This window comes from Flavobacterium sandaracinum (genome assembly GCF_004349135.1).
GTDB lineage: Bacteria > Bacteroidota > Bacteroidia > Flavobacteriales > Flavobacteriaceae > Flavobacterium > Flavobacterium sandaracinum.
Genome location: NZ_SMFN01000034.1, coordinates 1 through 19,362 on the forward strand (window position 1 = coordinate 1; position 19,362 = coordinate 19,362).

Consider the following 19,362-nt stretch of genomic DNA (forward strand, 5'->3'; position numbering starts at 1 on the left):
CAGCTTCTTTTAATTTTGCCTCTAATTCGCTAATCAATTTTTGTTCTGCGGTTTGTTTTAAAATTCCATTACCAGGAAAACTACCAGATCCAAATTTATCGTAATCTTTACGCCATTTATACAGCATACTAACACGGATACCTAATTCTCTGGCTAATTCAGTAAGGTTAGATCGTTCATTACTCAATTCTACAGCTTTTATTTTAAACGCTGCGTCATAAATTTTTCTTTCTCTTGTCATAAGTTAAAATTAAGGTTTTTTCTCTTAACTCAAACTCCCAGCTAAATTAGTACATCCAGATACTAATATCTCTATATAATAGAAAGATCTTATACATGGTATTTGTGTCGGATTGTCATCAAATTTAGAGTGATTCCGGCGAATCATTCATGTAATTAAGTATTTGATTATCTGTCATCAAAATCGCGGTAGATTCAGGATATTAGTCTGAAGAGTGATTTCTTGTCGGGTAGAGGGCAATAAGATTATTATAATCACACTGAGGGCAATAGTGTTTAGTATGTAATAGTGGTGAATCTTTAGTATCTACATGCTGTAAACGGGCAGTAGTGTTGTAGATTAAAAAAACATCTATCGCTTAATACCAATGAAATCAGGTGTTCGGTGTTTTATTTAGTAATTATTTGGTGAAAACGGTAAACAAAGGCAATTATAATTAATATATAGAATAGAGTTAAATGTTATCAAGCATAGAGGTACCTCGTATATCTTAATAATATATACCCTCTAAGTAAAAATATTAATTAATTATGACTAAATTTTTTTATACTCTTAGCAGGTTAGAAGAATATCATCTGACTGATTTAAAATATAGAATGATAAAGTATAGGCTAAACAAATTACTTAAACAAGGTAAAATTGTTGAAGGTAACCTTGCATACCGCATAGGATCAAAGTGGCAAATACATTATTCCCTTATTGATCTTTTCCAGGCTGAAAGAAAACATTCATCGCACACAAAGATTGAATTTCGACATGAATTGACGGTAAATATGAAAGATAATTATGATGTTGAGTTCTATAAGTTAATCGGAGAAAAAGTCATTGTTGATCTAAAGCCATTCACAACTATTTATAGGATAGAACGATGTGAGGATAAGACGAAAGCTTACCATATTCATTTTTCTACTAATGCTGAGTATGAGCTTATTTGTAGCTCGTTAATAGGGATAGGCATATACCTGGATCTTGATATATTGAATAATAAAAACACACATATCTCAAAAATAGATAATAATGGTAGGTACTTTTGTTATATCAACAAAGCGGTTATTGAGATGAATTCGTCTAAATAACTGGGTAGAGTGGTTTGACTAAGTCCTTATAGTTACTTAAATATCATACTATGAACAATGGGGGAATGCTTGTAATATCGTGTGATTAACGGAGCGATAGAGTAATAATTTTGAGTATCTTTGTTGCAGTGATAATTGCAGTAACATCCACTACAACGTGCACTATAATTATATACAACAACGTAAACACTTGAATTTGCTGGTACTTATAGAGATAATAGTAACTTTGCACTTCAAAATTAGCAATAAATAACGGTATGTCATGATGAAAAAAGCAGAAAATATAATCGTAGGAATTTCTATTGGAGATTTAAACGGTATTGGAAGCGAAGTTGTTTTAAAAACATTTGAGGATTCTCGTATGTTAGAGTTGTGTACGCCAGTAATTTTTGCAAATGTTAAATTGTTGTCCTTTGTAAAAAAAAGTTTCCAATCGACTTCTTTACTGCATGGTATTGATAAACTAGATCAAATTGTTCCCGGAAAGATTAATGTTTTAAATCTGTGGAGAGAGGGATTGGATTTGAATCTGGGTAAAAGTGACCCAAAAGCAGGAGAATATGCTATAAAATCATTTGTTGCTGCAACTAAAGCTTTAAAAGATGGCCTTGTGGATGTGTTAGTAACGGCACCGATAAATAAATACAATATACAATCTGACGAATTTAAGTTTCCAGGACATACGGATTATTTGGATCAAGAACTAGAAGGCAATGCGCTTATGCTGATGGTTCAAGATACGTTGCGGGTAGGGCTATTGACGGATCATATTCCCTTAAACGAAGTAGCTTCTCATCTTACTGAGGAATTGATTAAGAAAAAGATTGAAACTATTAAGCAGTCATTAATTCAGGATTTCAGTATAAATAAGCCAAAAATAGCAGTATTGGGGTTAAACCCTCATTGCGGCGATGGGGGTGTTATTGGTACGGAGGATGATTTGATACTTAAACCTACTTTAAAAAAAATATTTGATAAAGGAACTTTGGTTTTTGGACCTTTTGCCGCAGATGGTTTTTTTGGGAGTAACCAATACCAGAAATACGATGCAGTTATAGCTACTTATCACGATCAGGGATTGATTCCCTTTAAGACATTATCTTTTGGGAATGGGGTGAATTACACTGCCGGTTTGAATAAAATAAGAACCTCGCCAGATCACGGCACTGCTTATGATATAGCGGGAAAGGGAATAGCAGATTACAATTCATTTAAAGAGGCGGTATATCTGGCATTAGATATTTATCATTCGCGAAATCAATATGCAGAAATCAGTAAAAAACCGCTGAGAACCAAAGAAAAGCAGTTGTGAACAAAAAAAAGTGAATAACATTATTAGATTTGCAATAATTTTATATCTTTGCACTCCCGAAGTTTAGGGGCAAATTGTTGTTGAAATGAAGAACACAAAAGAATATTTAATTCCTTTCATAGGATTAAAGCTAGGGAAACATCATTTTGAATATCAAATCAGTAATGCGTTCTTTGAAATCTTTGATTATACTGAATATCAAGATTCAAATATCAAAGTAAATGTAGTTTTAGAGAAAAAAAGTACGCTGTTAGAATTGAGTTTTAAACATAAAGGTGTTGTAAATGTACCTTGTGATCTCACAAGCGAAGATTTTGATTTGCCAATTAAAGGCGCAATGAAGTTAATCGTTCGTTTTGGAGAAGAATTTAACAATGAAAATGAGGCGTTGTTGATTCTACCACACGGAGAATTCGAGATTGATATTGTCCAATACATCTATGAAATGATTGTATTGTCAGTCCCTCTAAAACGAGTTCATCCGGGCATAAAAGACGGAAGTTTAAAAACGGAAGCTTTGACAAAGCTCAATGAGCTTACGGTAAAGGAAATAAAAGAAGAAAATACAGAAGAAGAAAATATAGACCCACGTTGGGACAAATTAAAGCAACTATTAACGGATAAATAATATAGTAAAATGGCGCATCCTAAGAGAAAAATCTCGAAAACAAGAAGAGATAAAAGAAGAACACATTACAAAGCAACTGTAGCACAAATCGCTACTTGTCCAATCACTGGAGAAGCGCATTTATACCACAGAGCGTATTGGCATGAAGGTAAAATGTACTACAGAGGGCAAGTTGTTATAGATAAATCTGTAGCTGTTGCTTAATAATACATTTTGGAAATGATATTGGAACTCTCACATCGTGAGAGTTTTTTTGTTGTTTGTAATTTTCGTTAAATAAGAAGTTCCAAATCAATGAAAATGGAATTTTTTTTGTAATTTTCAAGTCTTTTAAAAAATTTCAAATGGCAACATTTGACTAGAAATAAATGCATACAATGAATACAATCACAGCCGCAATAACCGCTGTTGGAGCCTATGTTCCAGACTTTGTGCTAACGAACAAAGCTCTTGAAGCCATGGTTGATACCAATGACGAGTGGATTACCTCTCGCACAGGAATAAAAGAAAGAAGAATTCTCAAAGATGAGGATAAAGGAACTTCTTTCTTGGCTGTAAAAGCTGCGCAAGATTTATTGGCTAAAGCTAATATTGATCCTTTGGAAATAGATTTATTGATAATGGCAACTGCAACACCAGATATGCCAGTAGCGGCAACGGGCGTATATGTGGCCACACAAATTGGAGCCACAAATGCTTTTGCATATGATTTGCAGGCAGCCTGTTCTAGCTTTTTATTTGGCATGTCGACAGCTGCAGCTTACATAGAATCAGGAAGATATAAAAAAGTGCTTTTAATAGGTGCAGATAAAATGTCCTCTATCGTAGATTATACGGATCGTTCGACCTGTATTATTTTTGGTGATGGTGCTGGTGCAGTATTATTTGAGCCAAATTATGAAGGATTAGGATTGCAAGACGAATACCTTCGTAGCGATGGAATAGGCAGAGATTTTCTAAAAATTGATGCTGGTGGTTCTCTTAATCCAACTACTATTGAAACGGTGAAAGATAATAAACACAATATTATCCAAGATGGAAAAACTGTCTTTAAGTATGCGGTAACTAATATGGCGGATTCAAGTGAATTAATTCTCAAAAGAAATAATTTGACCAATGAAGATGTAAATTGGTTAGTTCCTCATCAAGCCAACAAACGTATTATCGATGCAACAGCAAATAGAATGAATTTAGAAGACTCTAAAGTGCTGATGAATATTGAAAAATATGGAAATACTACCTCGGCAACTTTGCCATTAGTGCTTAGCGACTTTGAGCATTTATTCAAAAAAGGAGATACAATAATTTTAGCTGCATTTGGAGGTGGATTCACTTGGGGATCTATTTATCTCAAATGGGCATACGATAAAAAATAAATTTAAACTAAAAACAAATAATTATGGATTTAAAAGAAATTCAAAATCTAATCAAGTTTGTAGCAAATTCAGGAGTTGCAGAAGTTAAGTTAGAAATGGATGATGTCAAAATCACCATCAGAACAACTTTAGAAGGTAATGTAACAGAGACCACTTATGTGCAACAGATGCCTGCTCAAGCTGCACCTCAGCAAGTAGCCGCTGCGCCGCAAATGGCACCGGTAGCCGCTGTTCCTGAAGCTCCAGTAGTTGAAAATTCACACTATATCACTATTAAATCTCCAATCATTGGAACTTTTTATAGAAAACCATCTCCAGATAAACCAATGTTTGTGGAAGTAGGTAAAACAATTTCTAAAGGAGACGTGCTTTGTGTAATCGAAGCGATGAAATTATTTAACGAAATCGAATCTGAAATTTCTGGTAAAATCGTAAAAATTTTAGTAGACGATATGTCACCAGTTGAATTTGACCAACCATTATTCCTAGTAGATCCATCATAAGAAATTATAAATTATAAATTATAAATTTTGAATGATGAGTTTTCGTTATTTGAAATAATTTAAAATTTAAAATTCAACATTTAAAATTTCAAAAAAAGATGTTTAAAAAAATATTAATTGCAAATAGAGGGGAAATTGCGTTACGCGTAATTAGAACTTGCAAGGAAATGGGTATTAAAACAGTAGCCGTTTATTCTACTGCTGATGCTGAAAGTTTACACGTAAAGTTTGCTGACGAAGCAGTTTGTATAGGGCCACCTCCAAGCAACTTGTCCTATTTGAAGATGTCAAACATAATTGCAGCTGCCGAAATTACTAATGCAGACGCAATACATCCAGGGTATGGATTTCTTTCTGAAAATTCTAAGTTTTCTAAAATTTGTCAAGAACATGGCATCAAATTTATTGGGGCTTCTCCTGAAATGATTGATAGAATGGGAGATAAGGCCTCTGCAAAATCGACTATGATTGAAGCAGGTGTTCCTTGTGTACCAGGTTCAGTGGGGATTTTAGAATCGTATGACCAAGCCTTGCAATTATCAAGAGATTTTGGTTATCCAGTAATGCTTAAAGCTACTGCTGGTGGTGGTGGAAAAGGAATGCGTGCCGTTTGGAAAGAAGAGGATTTATTAAAAGCTTGGGAAGGTGCACGTCAAGAATCAGCAGCTGCTTTTGGTAATGATGGAATGTATCTAGAAAAATTAATTGAAGAGCCTCGTCACATTGAAATTCAGGTGATAGGTGACTCTTATGGTAAAGCATGTCACCTTTCTGAGAGAGACTGTTCAGTACAAAGGCGCCACCAAAAATTGACTGAAGAGACCCCTTCACCATTTATGACCGATAAATTGCGAACCGAAATGGGAGCCGCAGCAGTAAAAGCAGCAGAATATATTAAGTATGAAGGCGCAGGAACGGTTGAGTTTTTAGTAGATAAACATCGTAATTTTTACTTTATGGAGATGAATACTCGTATTCAAGTAGAGCATCCTATTACGGAACAAGTTATTGATTATGATTTAATTCGTGAACAAATTCTTGTTGCAGCTGGCGTAGCTATCTCAGGAAAAAATTATCTACCACAATTGCATGCTATAGAATGTCGTATTAATGCAGAAGACCCTTATAATGATTTTCGTCCATCTCCAGGCAAAATCACTACGCTTCACATGCCAGGAGGACACGGTGTTCGTTTAGATACGCACGTGTATTCAGGATATACTATTCCTCCCAATTATGATTCTATGATTGCTAAATTGATAACAACTGCTCAAACTCGTGAGGAAGCAATCAGTAAAATGAGAAGAGCCTTAGATGAATTTGTTATTGAAGGTATCAAAACCACAATTCCTTTTCACAGACAGTTAATGGATGATCCTCGTTATATTGCTGGGGATTATACAACAGCATTTATGGATACTTTCAAAATGAATGATCCAGAATAAAAACATTAAACTTATATTTCAAAACCTTGCAGCGATGCAAGGTTTTTTTTTGATCTAATTTTTTCGGGTTAAGGAGTAAGTTGTGTAAATAATATACATTTTACTCATAAAATTCCCCAGCTACCCCTATTCAAATAACTTATATTATTTTGTAAAATACTGTTTGTAAGTGCATTGTGACGGTTTAGTGTTGTTTTGTAATAATGGTACGATTATTCGATTATCATTTACAAATAAACAATCTTAAAAAATATAAATCATGAAAAAGTTAATCTTATCAGCAGCCATTGTTTTAGGGAGTGTAAGTACTTACGCAATCACAGTGCCCAATTCAGTTGAAGTAGTAAAAACGATTACTATTCAAGAAGAATATACCGAAGTTGAGCTAGAAGCGGTTCCTGCGGCAATCATAGAGGCATTAAAAGCAGCTTATCCAAGTGCAGTTTTAGATAAAGCATATATCAATGCAGCCAAAGAGTATAAATTAGAGGTTACTATTGAAGGTAAAAAAGAGAATTTGTTTGCCGATGAGAGCGGGAAATGGATTCAGAAATAAGCAATGAAAAATAACAATAAAACAAATATTATGAAAAAGTTAATCTTATCAGCAGCAATCGTTTTAGGAAGTTTGTCAACTTATGCAGCAATACTGCCAATTACAATCGAAGTAGTCAAAACAGCAACTATTCAGGAAGAATATACCGAAGTTAAATTAGAGGAAGTCCCAGTGGCAATTACTAACGCATTGAAAGTGGCCTATCCTAATGCAGTTTTAGATAAAGCGTATATCAATGCAAAGAAAGAATACAAACTGGATGTTACTGTAGGAGACAAGATAGGTAATCTATTTGCTGATGAAAGTGGGAAATGGATTCAAAAATAGATTTTTAAAATAATTACAATTTAAAAACAAGGGCTGAGAAAATATTAATTTTATTTTAGCCATGATTTTAGGAAGTTAATCTTCGGATGAAGTGCTTATTCCTTTGCAAGATGCCAAACATCAATCCTTATCTCTTTAGGTAAGACACTTAAAAGTATACAAGGTACCTGATGCTATACAAATAGTACTCGAAACCGCTCACCCAGGCGCAATTCTAGAAAAAGCATACATTATTGAGAAGAGAGAATACAAATTAGAGATTACAGTTAGAGACCAGAAAGCTACTGTTTGCGCGGATGCTAAAGGGAACTGTATAAATAAATAATTGGGGAGTTTTTTTATTTTTTAAAAAGAGAGATTGTTTTTACAGTCTCTCTTTTTTTTTGCAAAAAATTAGGAGAATACAACTTAAATAATTTTATTTTAGCATTAAAGTTAAAATGTAATGGCTAAAATTTTATTGATTGAAGATGATGTAGCATTTTGTAAGTTATTAGAAAAATTTCTAATAAAAAAAACCTTTGAGGTTACGACGGCATTTTCTGCTGCCGAAGCAAAAACTAACATACAAAGTACTGAATTTGATCTCATTATTACAGATTTGAGGCTTCCTGATTACGACGGAATCACACTGATGTCCGAAATCAAAACGACTCACCCTAATGTCCCTATACTTTTAATGACAGGGTACGCTGATGTAAGTACAGCTGTTAAAGCTATAAAAAACGGTGCGGCAGATTATATTTCAAAACCTTTTAATCCAGAGGAAGTCTTATTGGTTATTAATAATGCTTTACAAATAGTTAAGGATGAAGAACTAATCAATACTGTCTCTACTGTAAAAAGCGAAAAGAAAAAGGTAAAAATTAATCCAAATAAATTTTTAAAGGGTATCTCTAAAGCTTCACTAAAGTTGGCGGAATACATACAATTAGTCAGCCCAACTAACATGTCCGTTTTAATTATTGGTGAAAGCGGGACTGGAAAAGAAGTTATCGCTAAGAATATTCACGAAAATAGTTCCAGAAAAAACACTAATTTCATTGCGGTTGACTGTGGTTCGATTCCAAAAGAATTAGCTGCAAGCGAGTTCTTTGGTCATATAAAGGGTTCTTTTACAGGGGCGATACAGGATAAAATTGGTTTCTTTGAAGCAGCAAATGGCGGTACTATTTTTCTAGATGAAATAGGAAATCTCTCTTATGAGAATCAAATCCAGCTTTTGCGTGCTTTGCAAGAAAGAAAAATCAAACCCGTTGGTAGTAATAAAGAAATAGAGGTTGATATCCGGATTATTACTGCAACAAATGAGGATTTGCGAGAAGCGGTTAAAAAAGGTGATTTCAGGGAAGATTTATACCATAGAATTAATGAATTCTCTATTCATTCTCCATCATTAGTAGAGAGAGAGGAGGATTTGATGCTCTTCTCCGATTTTTTTCTGGAAAAATCGAATTTAGAATTGAATAAAAATATTATTGGATTTTCTTCTGAAGTAATGGCTATTTTTCAAAACTATAAATGGCCTGGAAACCTTAGAGAACTCCAAAACTGTATCAAAAGGGCTACTTTATTATCACAGGGGGATTTTATCGAAAAAGCAGTATTGCCGTTAGAGTTTTTTCTAAATGAAGAGAAAAAAACTACAGCATTTTCTTTGTCGGATAATGAAAAAGAAATAATTTTAGAAGCTTTACATAGAAGCAATAATAATAAAACAGAGGCTGCTAAATTGCTTAAAATCAACAGAAAAACCTTGTATAATAAATTAAAATTATATGGTATAACTTAGTTTATTTCCTTTTCCAAAAGTATAAAAAGAACTGAGATCTTATTTTTTAAATCTCGAACTAAATGATTGATTTCGGACGAATCAGTGTCTTTTAGTTCTAATTGATCTAAAAGCAAGCTAATTTGGAAGGCTCCTATTTGTTTAAACATAGGGTTTATCTTATGAGCAATATTTTTAATTTGGGTAAAATTGTCGTCTATTGAAGCTTGCTCTAATAACACTAAGTTCGCCTTTGTACTCGTCATAAATGTTTCTAAAACTTCTTTTAAAGCTTCATTTTCATTAGGTAAAAATGCTTTAAGTGCTTTTAACGAATAGAGTTTGTCTGTATTTTTAGAATTATTCTTTTTAGTTGAAACAATAGGAATTTCACTATTGTTAAAAATTGCTGTGATAGTTTTTAGCACTATTTTTGGGGAATAGGGTTTTCGGATAACAGTCGTAAACCCTGCTTTTTTATAATCCTCTAAACTTAAATCCTGCCTTCCGGTAACTGCAATTACTGCTTGATTCATATAATTGAAATTATGGGTGTTTTGTAATTCCTTTAGAAATACAAAACCGTCCATATTGGGCATTTGAATGTCGGTAATTATGAAATCAAAAGTATTGTTTTGTATCCAAGAAAGTGCTTCAGGTGCATTATTAAATGGGAAAACACTATAATGATTTTGCCTTAAAACTTCAGTTGTAAGTTGTAGTAAACTTAGATCATCATCAATAATTATTGCGATGAGTTTCCTTTTTGAGGCATCAAATACAGGTGTATTTTCAAACAATGTTTTGTCATAAATTAATGGGATTTGAATTTCAAAAACACTTCCTTTCCCCAGTTCACTTTTTAGTTTTAATGACCCGCCTAAGATTGTTGTCATTTTTTTGGATATGGTCAGTCCTAGTCCAGTTCCTCCGTATTTTTTTTCTATTTTGTCATCAGCTTGTGTAAATTCCTCAAAAATCAGTTGTTGATTTTTTTCTGCGATACCAATTCCTGAATCTTCAATCTTGAGGGTTATTTTACTAGTTTCAAAATTTGCTTTGGCTTCAATCTTTATAAATCCTTTTTCTGTAAATTTAAATGCATTTCCTATAATATTAGACAAAATTTGTCTCAGTCGAAAAGGATCACCAACAATTCGTGCTTGCAAAGTTGGGTCTATGTCAAGAATCAGTTCTATTGGTTTTTGCTGATAAACGGATTGAATGCTGTTGCCTACTTCATTGATAATATCAGGTAAAGAAAAAGGAATTTTTTCAATAGTAATTTTACCTGCTTCGATTTGAGTAAAATCCAATAAGTCTTGTACCAACTTGGAGATATAATCGGAGGATCCCTTGATGTTTTTTGTAAAATACAATTGCTTAGTATTTAAATCTGAATTGCTTAGCAGTTCTGTGTAACCAATAATAGTACTTAACGGTGTTTTTAAATCATGGCTTACCGTCGAAATAAGTTGTTCCCTACTGATTAGTAATTTTCTAGCTTTCAAACTAGCTGCCTCTAATTGTTTCTTGTACGATTGCGTTTTAGAAAAGTCATTCAAAATTAAAATTAGAAAAAATAATGTGAGCAGCAATCCAATTATTGCCGCGGTAGTAACAATTTGATTGGTTTTTTTTAAAGATTCTTCTCGTCCTAAATAGTTCTGTGTTGTGTTTAAAATGATTTCTCTCTCTATAATTCCAAGGACTTTCCTCAATTGATCCGAGATTGAAAGTTCATTTTGAAGTAATTTATTTTCCTCAAGATTCAATAACTTTTTCTTATTTGCAGTCTCTTTCTGTACTTGATTCAGCAACATTTTTGAAACCGATAAAATAGAATCAGATGCTTTTTTACTTAATGTGTTAGTGCTGTCGTCTGGTATGTTTTGATTTAAATAGGCAACATATTTCTGGAGTACGTTTCGCTCATAATTGCCCATCATTGCCGGGCTTTTTACAAAGTCTTCTAATTGAAGTTTCCGCATTGAAGACTCCATTTTAGTTAAATCGGAGATGGCATTGCTGACTGCGGCTTCATCTTCGGTTTTATTTTTTATAGTTTTTAATTGCTGAATATTCTGAATTTTTTTGGATAATAAAACCTGTACGCTATCCAATAGTTTGATTTGATATGGAGTAGAAACTACTGCTTTCAAGGAATCAATGTTAACTTTCAGTATTATAGTCTTTGCTACATAATCTTTGAAATCTTTTTCAGATTCTGACTGAATAGCGATTCTGGCTAGACTTTCTGTTTTGTATAAATCAGACAAGACATTACTGACTTTCAAAATAGAACCGTTTTTCTCCGTAAAACTTTTCTCAGTTGAAGAAAAGTTCTTGTTTTCAGAATATAAAAACCAGCCCACGCTCCCAAAAAGAAGTACTAAGACTAGGTAACTTATGAAAACTTTTATCGGAATGTAGCTTTTTTTGTGGTCCATTTTTCAAAGATAAAAATTAGAAAAGGCTTTCAAGTTAAGATATTCAGAATATTTTGACACCAATAAAAAAACCTCACGGAAAAGTGAGGTTTCATTAATCAAAAGTTCAAAATTATAAGGTTTCTTTTAGCCATTTAAAAAATTCACCTTGCCAAACCTGAGCATTTTGTGGTTTCAATACCCAGTGGTTTTCTTCTGGAAAATATAAGAATCTGCTTTTTATGCCGCGCAATTGAGCTGCTTGGAAAGCTTCTTGACCTTGTCCTATTGGTACACGGAAATCTTTTCCGCCTTGAATAATTAAAATAGGTTTATTCCATTTTTCCACTAAAGTCATTGGATTGAATGTCGTGTATGTTTTTTGAGCTACAGCATTGTCTTTTTCCCAATATGCACCACCAAAATCCCAGTTGCTAAAGAAAACTTCCTCAGTAGTTCCAAACATACTTTGCGTATTGTAAACACCATCATGAGAGATGAACGTTTTGAATCGGTTGTTGTGAATTCCCGCTAAATAGAAAACGGAATAACCTCCGTAACTGGCGCCAACGCATCCTAAACGGCTTGCATCAACATACTTTTCCTTCGCTACATCATCAATCGCTGATAGGTAATCGTCCATGACTTGTCCGCCCCAGTCTTTGCTGATTTGCTCATTCCATTCTACACCATGACCTGGCATTCCGCGACGATTAGGAGCCACAACAATATAGCCGTTGGCAGCCATCAACTGTAAATTCCATCGGTAGGAATAAAATTGTGTCAATGCAGACTGCGGTCCGCCCTGACAATATAAAAGAGTTGGGTATTTTTTTGTAGCATCAAAATTAGGAGGAAGAACAACCCAAACCAACATTTTTTTGCCATCCGTCGTCGTTACGTAGCGTTTTTCGGTTTTGCTTAACGCCAAAGAATTATAGGTTGCTGAATTGACATTCGAAAGTTGTTTCCAAGTGTTTTGCTGTAAATTATAAGAAAAAATTTCCGCTGCATGATTCATGTCGGTTTTCGTTACGATGATGTTATCTCCTGAAAAACCAACTAAATCATTGACATCAAAATCGCCAATAGTGATTTGGCGAACGGTAATTGCTATTTTGGTCAGACCCGGAAAATTAACTTCAAATAATTGTTTTGTGCCGTCAATTGGCGCTACAAAATATACTTTTTTGCCATCAGCGCTCCACATAAAAGTATCAACTGTTCCGTCCCAATTAGCCGTTAAGTTCATTTTCATTCCTTTGAAACTCAACATTAGGTCGTTTTTGTCCGCTTCGAAACCGTCACGTTTCATTTGCAACCAAGTCAAATTTCCGGTTGGAGAAAATTGTGGAGCCGTATCATATCCGAGGTTTTCTTCGGTTCTATTGATGGTTTTTCCTGTTTCCAGATTGTATTCGAAGATATTGGTGTTGGTAGAAACTGCATAATCGGTTCCTGCTTTTTTCTTGCTTACATAAAGGATAGTCTTGCTGTCTGGCGACCAAATATAATCTTCGTCTCCACCAAACGGTTTTTGTGGACTGTCAAAATTTTCACCTTTCAGAATATCAATTCCCACAGCGCCTTCTTTGTTTTCTTTGTAAAAAACATGGTTGTATTTGCCTTCGTTCCAAGTGTCCCAATGGCGGTAATTTAAGCCGTCATAGATTTGAACGTCTGATTTTTCCAGCTCCGGATAAAAATCTTTTCCGTGAACCTTTTCGATTTTTACTTCTTCACTGTAAACGATATATTTTCCGTCTGGAGAAGTATTTTTGTCTTTTAATACATCTTTGATCTCTTTTACTTCGGTTGGATTTCCACCATTTACTGGCAAAGTGTAGAATTTTGAGTCCGATTTGTTTTCTTGTACCGAAGGAGTAGTAACTTTATAAACTACATTTTTTCCATCTTTTGAAATGCCTAAAGGAGTTACTCTTCCAAGTTTCCAAAGCAGTTCCGGAGTCATTACATTTTGTGCCATCGCAGTTAAACTCATCATTAATAAGGGTATAAGCAGTACTTTTTTCATTTTAGTTATTGATTTTTTCGAATGCTAAAATTAGCCAATTTAAATTGATGTTTTTTCGTTTTTAACACTTGGTTTTTAGCCTCGATAATTCCGAGGCGTCGGGAGGGAATTCTTTTATTTTTTAAAGAAAAAAATAAAAGATTACTTCACACTACTTTTATTTTAATTGGAGTTCAGTGAATTTATTTGAAACGGATAGCGGGATTAGCTCCAAAAAATTATTATTTTTATGAAAAATATTTGAACATGGATTTGAGCTATTGGGAGTTGAAAAACTGGTTTACTGATGTCGATTATACCATCGTAGGAAGCGGTATTGTGGGCTTGCATGCTGCATTACGCCTGCGCGAAAGATTCCCAGAAAGCAAAATTCTAGTCTTGGAAAAAGGAATGTTACCGCAAGGAGCGAGTACTAAAAATGCTGGTTTTGCCTGTTTTGGCAGTCTTTCAGAAATCATAGATGATTTAAAATCCCATTCAGAAGATGAAGTCGTACAATTGGTTCAAAAACGATGGAAAGGCTTGCAATTGCTGCGAAAAAGGCTTGGTGATGACAGTATAGATTTTAAGCCGTATGGCGGATATGAGTTATTTTTAAAAGACGACGAAAGTTGTTACAGTGATTGTATTGGGAAATTACCATTTATCAATGAAATTTTAAGACCATTGTTCAAAGCCGATGTTTTTGCCAAGGAAGTCGACCGTTTTGGATTTGGTGGGATACAGGAATATTTAGTTTTTAATCCGTATGAAGCGCAGATAGACACTGGAAATATGATGCAAGCGTTGTTGAAAGTAGCGGTTTCGAAAAACATTTTAATTTTAAACCAACAAACCGTTACCTCTTATTTTGATAAAGGAAATGGAGTAGAAGTAGCGCTGGGCGATTTCAGTTTCAATACTAAAAAAATACTTTTTGCGACTAATGGTTTTGCAAATGCATTGACAAATGGAGCTGTTAAGCCAGCAAGAGCTCAGGTTTTAATTACCGAACCCATTAAAAACTTAGACATAAAAGGAACTTTTCATCTGGATAGAGGCTATTATTATTTCAGGAATATTGGTGATAGAATACTATTGGGCGGAGGAAGAAATCTCGATTTTGAGACGGAAAACACTACTGAATTTGGACAAACAGAAATCGTCCAAAATAAATTGGAACAATTATTAAAAGAAGTAATTTTGCCGAAGCAGGATTTCCAAATTGCACACTGTTGGAGCGGAATTATGGGTATTGGCAATAGCAAGAATCCAATCGTTTCGCAACTGTCCGATAATGTCTATTGTGGCGTGAGATTGGGCGGAATGGGAGTGGCAATAGGAAGTTTAATTGGAACAGAATTAGCAGATTTAGTATAATGGCAACGAAAATAACACCAAAAAAATCAAGACAACCCGTTAAAAAAGAACCGACTTCTTTTATGAGCAAACTAACCCGTATTCTATTCAAAGCATTGTTGTGGTTCTTTGGACTCTCTTTATTTTTTGTGGTACTTTTTAAATTTGTTCCGGTTCCATTTACACCATTAATGGTCATTCGGGCGATTGAAAACAAAGCCGCCGGAAAAGAAGTTTTTTTCAGCCACGACTGGGAACCAATTGAAAATATTTCCATGAACCTGCAAAAAGCGGTAATTGCCAGTGAAGATGGAACGTTCTTGAAACACAATGGTTTTGATTTTGTTGCGATGCAAAAAGCATATAAAAGCAATGAAAGAGGGCGAAGAATAAAAGGAGGAAGTACCATATCACAACAAACAGCCAAGAATGTATTTCTTTGGCAGGGTAGAAGTTATTTGAGAAAAGGACTTGAAGCGTATTTTACGGTTCTGATTGAAATCATTTGGGGAAAAGAGCGCATCATGGAAGTATATTTGAATAGTATCGAAATGGGGAATGGGGTGTATGGAGCGCAAGCGGCTGCAGAACATTGGTATAGAAAAGGAGCTTCCAGCCTCACTCCGATGCAAGCAGCAGGAATTGCAGCAATTTTACCCAATCCACGAAAATATTCGGCAACTAGTTCTTCCTCCTACATCAACCGACGAAAAGATAAAATTGTTCGTGTAATGCGTCAAGTTGGTAAAATTGAATATTAAAACGCATTAAAAACTGCCATTTATGGTAACTCCTCTAGCTTTAAAACAAGAAGAAAAACTTTCGCAAGAGATCGTATTTCTCGCATTATTTTATAGTACTACTTGTCATTTAATTGGGTGGTATTGTGTCATGATTTTTCGGAACTGAAAGCTGTTACAGCGGAGTTTCTTTTCGTGTAGCAATAGAATGAAGAGAAGTAGATGATAACAATTTTCAGTATTTAGCAAAATACAGGTTAATATAGTATAATAATCCTTTTGAGAAATATCAAATGCCAATAGCAAATATACCCGAGATTTATAGTCAAGACCAGGAATTTAGTGGGGATCTATTGGTTTATGATTTTAAAATGACCAATGATGTTGTAAAAAGCAAGGTCAATTTAAGTATGAACATGTTTAGTTTTTTGCAGGTGGGTAAAAAACAGGTTCACTTTGCAGATACCTCAATTGCTGTAAATAGTAAACAGTCTTTGCTTCTTAAAAAAGGAAATTGGCTTTGGACCGAATTATTGGATACGGAAGCTATTTATTATTGTAAGCTCTTCTTTTTTTCAGAGGAAAAGCTGGTTGAATTTCTACAAAAACACACTAAAAGTGGCTCTCCTCATAAAGACGAAATTCCTTATTTCGTAATTGAAAATGATGACTACATCACAACCTTCTTAAATTCACTATCGGTTTTGAGTGCGGCTTCTTCTGATTATACGAGACGGTTGCTTCTAGTCAAATTTGAAGAAATTATGCTCTATCTTTTATACAAATATGAACAGAAATTTGAATTCTATTTGTATTCCTTAATCTCCAAAGAAGTTTCTCCTTTTAAAAAAGTGGTGGAAAGCAATGTGCATTCGAATCTAAAGTTAGAAGAAATCGCTTTTTTATGCAACATGAGTTTGTCTACCTTTAAACGTCATTTTGCATTTGAATACAACGAAGCTCCTGGCCAATGGCTACAAGACAAGCGCTTGCAAAGAGCTAAAGACTTGTTACAAGAAGGAGTATTAAAACCCTCCGATATTTATTTAGAAATAGGCTATAATAATCTGTCTAACTTTAGTATCGCCTTTAAAAACAAATTCGGAATTAGTCCAAAGGAAATTCATTAAAACGATTTAAAACCATAAATGAATAATAAACAGGCGTTTATGTATAGTTTTTTTGCCGTACTGCAATTTTAAAATATAAAATGATCTTTTTTCATAAGTTTTTGAACCGTATCAATAACCTGTTACGCTTACCTCCACCGTACATTTGTAGTGTAATTAAAACAAAGCGTTTTTAAAAAAATAATTACACTTAGATAATTTAAATATTAAAAAATGGCAAATGTAACTAAACCTGTTTTCAAAGAAAGATATGATAATTTTATTGACGGTAAATTTGTTGCTCCAGTAAAAGGGCAATATTTTGACAACCCTTCTCCAGTTGATGGAAAAGTGTTTACTCAAGCTGCTCGTTCAACTCAAGAAGATATCGACCTTGCTTTGGATGCAGCTCATAAAGCGTTCCCTACTTGGAGTACAACTTCAGTAACAGAGCGTAGTAATATGTTGTTGAAAATTGCGCAAGTAATGGAAGACAACTTAGAATATTTAGCAACATTAGAAACAATTGATAACGGTAAACCAATCCGTGAAGCACGCGCAGCAGATATTCCTTATTGTATCGATCACTTTCGTTATTTCGCAGGTGTAATTCGTGCAGATGAAGGAAGTGTTTCAGAGCATGACAAAAACACATTGAGCATCGTTTTAAACGAGCCTATTGGAGTTGTTGGAGAAATCATTCCATGGAACTTTCCGATGTTAATGTTAGCTTGGAAAATTGCTCCAGCTTTAGCAGCAGGCTGTACTGCAGTTGTTAAACCAGCGGAACAAACACCAACAAGTGTGATTGTGTTGATGGAATTGATAGGTGATATTTTACCTGCAGGAGTATTAAACATTGTAACTGGTTTTGGATCAGAAGCAGGACAAGCTTTAGCAACTTCAAAACGCATTGCTAAACTTTCATTTACTGGATCTACCGAAACAGGTCGAAAAGTATATCATAATGCAGCCGAAAATATTATTCCAGTAACTATGGAATTAGGTGGAAAATCTCCAAACATTTTCTTCCCATCTGTAGCTGCTGAAGATGATAAATTTTTCAGTAAAGCAATTGAAGGAGCGTTAATGTTTGCTCTTAATCAAGGAGAAATCTGTACCACTCCATCGCGTATTTTAGTTCACGAAAGTATTGCTGATCTTTTCATTGAAAGAATGCAAGCCCGTTTAAAACTAATAAAAGCAGGAAATCCACTTGATCCAGAGACAATGATTGGATCTCAAGTTTCAAAAGCACAATGCGATAAAATCGTCAACTATATCAACATTGGTAAAGAAGAAGGTGCAGTTGTATTAGCTGGAGGAGAAGCGGGTAATTATGAAGGCGAACTTGCTGGAGGTTACTATGTTCAACCAACAGTATTAAAAGGAACAAACAACATGCGTGTCTTCCAAGAAGAAATTTTTGGTCCAGTTGTAGCGTTAACAACATTCAGTACTACTGAAGAAGCTATTGCTATTGCAAATGATACTCCTTATGGATTAGGTGCAGGTGTGTGGTCTCGTGATGCTCATGAATTATTCCAAGTTCCACGTGCTATTCAAGCGGGTAGAGTTTGGGTGAACCAATACAATACCTATCCTGCTCACGCTCCTTTTGGTGGTGTTAAAGATTCAGGATTTGGTCGTGAAAACCATAAAATGGCATTAGATCATTACCGTGTTGTAAAAAACATGTTGATCTCTTACGACAAAGAGCCAGTTGGTTTCTTTTAATTGAAAGCACTATATAATGCATAAACTAAAAGGTTGTCTGCATTTATTCTAAGACAGCCTTTTTGATTTATTTCATAAAACCGTAAATCCTTACTAATTGGATTTACGGTTTTGTTTTATGTGGAATACTATAAGTGTGAAACATAGTTCTAAAATAAAAAAAAACTCAAGCTGTTCAACTTGAGTTTTTGTTTTGTGGAGAATACCGGATTCGAACCGGTCACCTTCCCGAAAGCTTTCGGGACACTCTAGCTAGATAATTTTTTTGAAATTAAATATTCGATATACTTTCTGCTTTTTTTCTTTATGATTTCCATTTCCCTTTTTACTGCTAATGACCTTGAATCAAAAATTTCAAAATAAACAAGAGCCCAATCTTTGGCGGTTTTAGTATATTTACTTCTACTATTTAAATGGTCATTAAGTCTATTTTGTATATCATGGCAGGAGCCTGTATAGTACTTGTCTAAAGTTTTAGAGAAAATAATATAAGTGTGAAACATAGTTCTAAAATAAAAAAACTCAAGCTATTTAACTTGAGTTTTTGTTTTGTGGAGAATACCGGATTCGAACCGGTCACCTTCCCGAAAGCTTTCGGGACACTCTAGCTAGATGATTTTTTTGAAATTAAATATTCGATATACTTTCTGCTTTTTTTCTTTTTGATTTCCATTTCCCTTTGTACTGCTAATGACCTTGAATCAAAAATTTCAAAATAAACAAGAGCCCAATCTTTGGC

The 19,362-nt window shown here is 34.2% G+C and carries 18 protein-coding genes; 14 read left to right on the forward strand and 4 right to left on the reverse strand.

Going from position 1 to position 19,362, the window contains the following annotated elements:
- A partial coding sequence (locus E0F91_RS16965) for a transposase (protein ID WP_132066289.1) occupies window positions 1-241 on the reverse strand: 241 nt, incomplete at its 3' end.
- 530 nt (window positions 242-771) lie between these two features.
- Here E0F91_RS16965 and E0F91_RS16970 point away from each other — a divergent pair.
- The 10 genes from E0F91_RS16970 to E0F91_RS17015 all read left to right on the forward strand — a co-directional run bounded on the left by E0F91_RS16970 (window position 772) and on the right by E0F91_RS17015 (window position 9,256).
- The gene (locus E0F91_RS16970; RefSeq protein WP_132067564.1) at window positions 772-1,317 is read left to right on the forward strand and encodes a hypothetical protein; all 546 of its coding nucleotides are present in this window, start codon (window positions 772-774) and stop codon (window positions 1,315-1,317) included.
- 262 nt (window positions 1,318-1,579) lie between these two features.
- Entirely contained in the window at window positions 1,580-2,629 is a 1,050-nt protein-coding gene (gene pdxA / locus E0F91_RS16975) for a 4-hydroxythreonine-4-phosphate dehydrogenase PdxA (RefSeq protein ID WP_132067565.1), read from the forward strand.
- An 85-nt stretch (window positions 2,630-2,714) separates the two neighbouring features.
- On the forward strand, window positions 2,715-3,257 hold the full coding sequence (locus E0F91_RS16980; RefSeq protein WP_132067566.1) for a YceD family protein: 543 nt from the start codon (window positions 2,715-2,717) through the stop codon (window positions 3,255-3,257).
- A gap of 9 nt (window positions 3,258-3,266) precedes the next feature.
- Window positions 3,267-3,461, forward strand: a complete 195-nt coding sequence (gene rpmF, locus E0F91_RS16985) for a 50S ribosomal protein L32 (RefSeq protein ID WP_007137315.1) — start codon at window positions 3,267-3,269, stop codon at window positions 3,459-3,461.
- Window positions 3,462-3,634: 173 nt separating this feature from the next.
- The gene (locus E0F91_RS16990) at window positions 3,635-4,633 is read left to right on the forward strand and encodes a beta-ketoacyl-ACP synthase III (protein WP_132067567.1); all 999 of its coding nucleotides are present in this window, start codon (window positions 3,635-3,637) and stop codon (window positions 4,631-4,633) included.
- Window positions 4,634-4,656: 23 nt separating this feature from the next.
- Window positions 4,657-5,136: an acetyl-CoA carboxylase biotin carboxyl carrier protein gene (gene accB, locus E0F91_RS16995; protein WP_073355555.1), complete on the forward strand. Its 480-nt coding sequence runs from the start codon at window positions 4,657-4,659 to the stop codon at window positions 5,134-5,136.
- 98 nt (window positions 5,137-5,234) lie between these two features.
- A complete protein-coding gene (accC, locus tag E0F91_RS17000; protein WP_132067568.1) occupies window positions 5,235-6,581 on the forward strand; it encodes an acetyl-CoA carboxylase biotin carboxylase subunit in 1,347 nt (448 codons plus the stop codon).
- A 259-nt stretch (window positions 6,582-6,840) separates the two neighbouring features.
- Complete coding sequence (locus E0F91_RS17005) at window positions 6,841-7,137, forward strand: hypothetical protein (RefSeq protein ID WP_132067569.1); 297 nt, start codon at window positions 6,841-6,843, stop codon at window positions 7,135-7,137.
- Between the two features lie 30 nt (window positions 7,138-7,167).
- Window positions 7,168-7,464, forward strand: a complete 297-nt coding sequence (locus E0F91_RS17010; protein ID WP_132067570.1) for a hypothetical protein — start codon at window positions 7,168-7,170, stop codon at window positions 7,462-7,464.
- A gap of 445 nt (window positions 7,465-7,909) precedes the next feature.
- On the forward strand, window positions 7,910-9,256 hold the full coding sequence (locus E0F91_RS17015; RefSeq protein WP_132067571.1) for a sigma-54-dependent transcriptional regulator: 1,347 nt from the start codon (window positions 7,910-7,912) through the stop codon (window positions 9,254-9,256).
- Here E0F91_RS17015 and E0F91_RS17020 read toward each other — a convergent pair.
- Window positions 9,253-11,685, reverse strand: a complete 2,433-nt coding sequence (locus tag E0F91_RS17020; RefSeq protein ID WP_132067572.1) for an ATP-binding protein — start codon at window positions 11,683-11,685, stop codon at window positions 9,253-9,255. The genes E0F91_RS17015 and E0F91_RS17020 overlap by 4 nt on opposite strands.
- Before the next feature lie 112 nt (window positions 11,686-11,797).
- A complete protein-coding gene (locus E0F91_RS17025; RefSeq protein WP_132067573.1) occupies window positions 11,798-13,699 on the reverse strand; it encodes a S9 family peptidase in 1,902 nt (633 codons plus the stop codon).
- A gap of 246 nt (window positions 13,700-13,945) precedes the next feature.
- On the opposite strand from E0F91_RS17025, the gene E0F91_RS17030 reads away from it, so the two are divergent.
- The 4 genes from E0F91_RS17030 to E0F91_RS17045 all read left to right on the forward strand — a co-directional run bounded on the left by E0F91_RS17030 (window position 13,946) and on the right by E0F91_RS17045 (window position 18,623).
- Window positions 13,946-15,058 (forward strand): NAD(P)/FAD-dependent oxidoreductase, encoded by a 1,113-nt coding sequence (locus E0F91_RS17030; RefSeq protein WP_132067574.1) that lies wholly within the window; start codon window positions 13,946-13,948, stop codon window positions 15,056-15,058.
- Window positions 15,058-15,798, forward strand: a complete 741-nt coding sequence (gene mtgA / locus E0F91_RS17035; protein ID WP_132067575.1) for a monofunctional biosynthetic peptidoglycan transglycosylase — start codon at window positions 15,058-15,060, stop codon at window positions 15,796-15,798. The genes E0F91_RS17030 and mtgA overlap by 1 nt, the downstream gene beginning before the upstream one ends.
- Before the next feature lie 272 nt (window positions 15,799-16,070).
- Window positions 16,071-16,907: a helix-turn-helix domain-containing protein gene (locus tag E0F91_RS17040; RefSeq protein WP_132067576.1), complete on the forward strand. Its 837-nt coding sequence runs from the start codon at window positions 16,071-16,073 to the stop codon at window positions 16,905-16,907.
- A 213-nt stretch (window positions 16,908-17,120) separates the two neighbouring features.
- Window positions 17,121-18,623, forward strand: coding sequence for an aldehyde dehydrogenase family protein (locus E0F91_RS17045; RefSeq protein WP_132067577.1), 1,503 nt, complete (start codon window positions 17,121-17,123; stop codon window positions 18,621-18,623).
- 248 nt (window positions 18,624-18,871) lie between these two features.
- Here E0F91_RS17045 and E0F91_RS17050 read toward each other — a convergent pair whose 3' ends face one another.
- Entirely contained in the window at window positions 18,872-19,126 is a 255-nt protein-coding gene (locus E0F91_RS17050) for a GIY-YIG nuclease family protein (RefSeq protein ID WP_132067578.1), read from the reverse strand.
- Between the last annotated feature and the right edge of the window lie 236 nt (window positions 19,127-19,362).

Coding starts and splice junctions, on each gene's coding strand:
- E0F91_RS16990 (WP_132067567.1), top strand. CDS start 3,635: ATGAATACAATCACAGCCGCAATAACCGCTGTTGGAGCCTATGTTCCA.
- accC (WP_132067568.1), top strand. CDS start 5,235: ATGTTTAAAAAAATATTAATTGCAAATAGAGGGGAAATTGCGTTACGC.
- E0F91_RS17015 (WP_132067571.1), top strand. CDS start 7,910: ATGGCTAAAATTTTATTGATTGAAGATGATGTAGCATTTTGTAAGTTA.
- E0F91_RS17010 (WP_132067570.1), top strand. CDS start 7,168: ATGAAAAAGTTAATCTTATCAGCAGCAATCGTTTTAGGAAGTTTGTCA.
- E0F91_RS17045 (WP_132067577.1), top strand. CDS start 17,121: ATGGCAAATGTAACTAAACCTGTTTTCAAAGAAAGATATGATAATTTT.
- accB (WP_073355555.1), top strand. CDS start 4,657: ATGGATTTAAAAGAAATTCAAAATCTAATCAAGTTTGTAGCAAATTCA.
- E0F91_RS17020 (WP_132067572.1), bottom strand. CDS start 11,685: ATGGACCACAAAAAAAGCTACATTCCGATAAAAGTTTTCATAAGTTAC.
- mtgA (WP_132067575.1), top strand. CDS start 15,058: ATGGCAACGAAAATAACACCAAAAAAATCAAGACAACCCGTTAAAAAA.
- rpmF (WP_007137315.1), top strand. CDS start 3,267: ATGGCGCATCCTAAGAGAAAAATCTCGAAAACAAGAAGAGATAAAAGA.
- E0F91_RS17040 (WP_132067576.1), top strand. CDS start 16,071: ATGCCAATAGCAAATATACCCGAGATTTATAGTCAAGACCAGGAATTT.
- E0F91_RS16970 (WP_132067564.1), top strand. CDS start 772: ATGACTAAATTTTTTTATACTCTTAGCAGGTTAGAAGAATATCATCTG.
- E0F91_RS17050 (WP_132067578.1), bottom strand. CDS start 19,126: ATGTTTCACACTTATATTATTTTCTCTAAAACTTTAGACAAGTACTAT.
- E0F91_RS17005 (WP_132067569.1), top strand. CDS start 6,841: ATGAAAAAGTTAATCTTATCAGCAGCCATTGTTTTAGGGAGTGTAAGT.
- E0F91_RS16980 (WP_132067566.1), top strand. CDS start 2,715: ATGAAGAACACAAAAGAATATTTAATTCCTTTCATAGGATTAAAGCTA.
- E0F91_RS17025 (WP_132067573.1), bottom strand. CDS start 13,699: ATGAAAAAAGTACTGCTTATACCCTTATTAATGATGAGTTTAACTGCG.
- E0F91_RS17030 (WP_132067574.1), top strand. CDS start 13,946: ATGGATTTGAGCTATTGGGAGTTGAAAAACTGGTTTACTGATGTCGAT.
- pdxA (WP_132067565.1), top strand. CDS start 1,580: ATGATGAAAAAAGCAGAAAATATAATCGTAGGAATTTCTATTGGAGAT.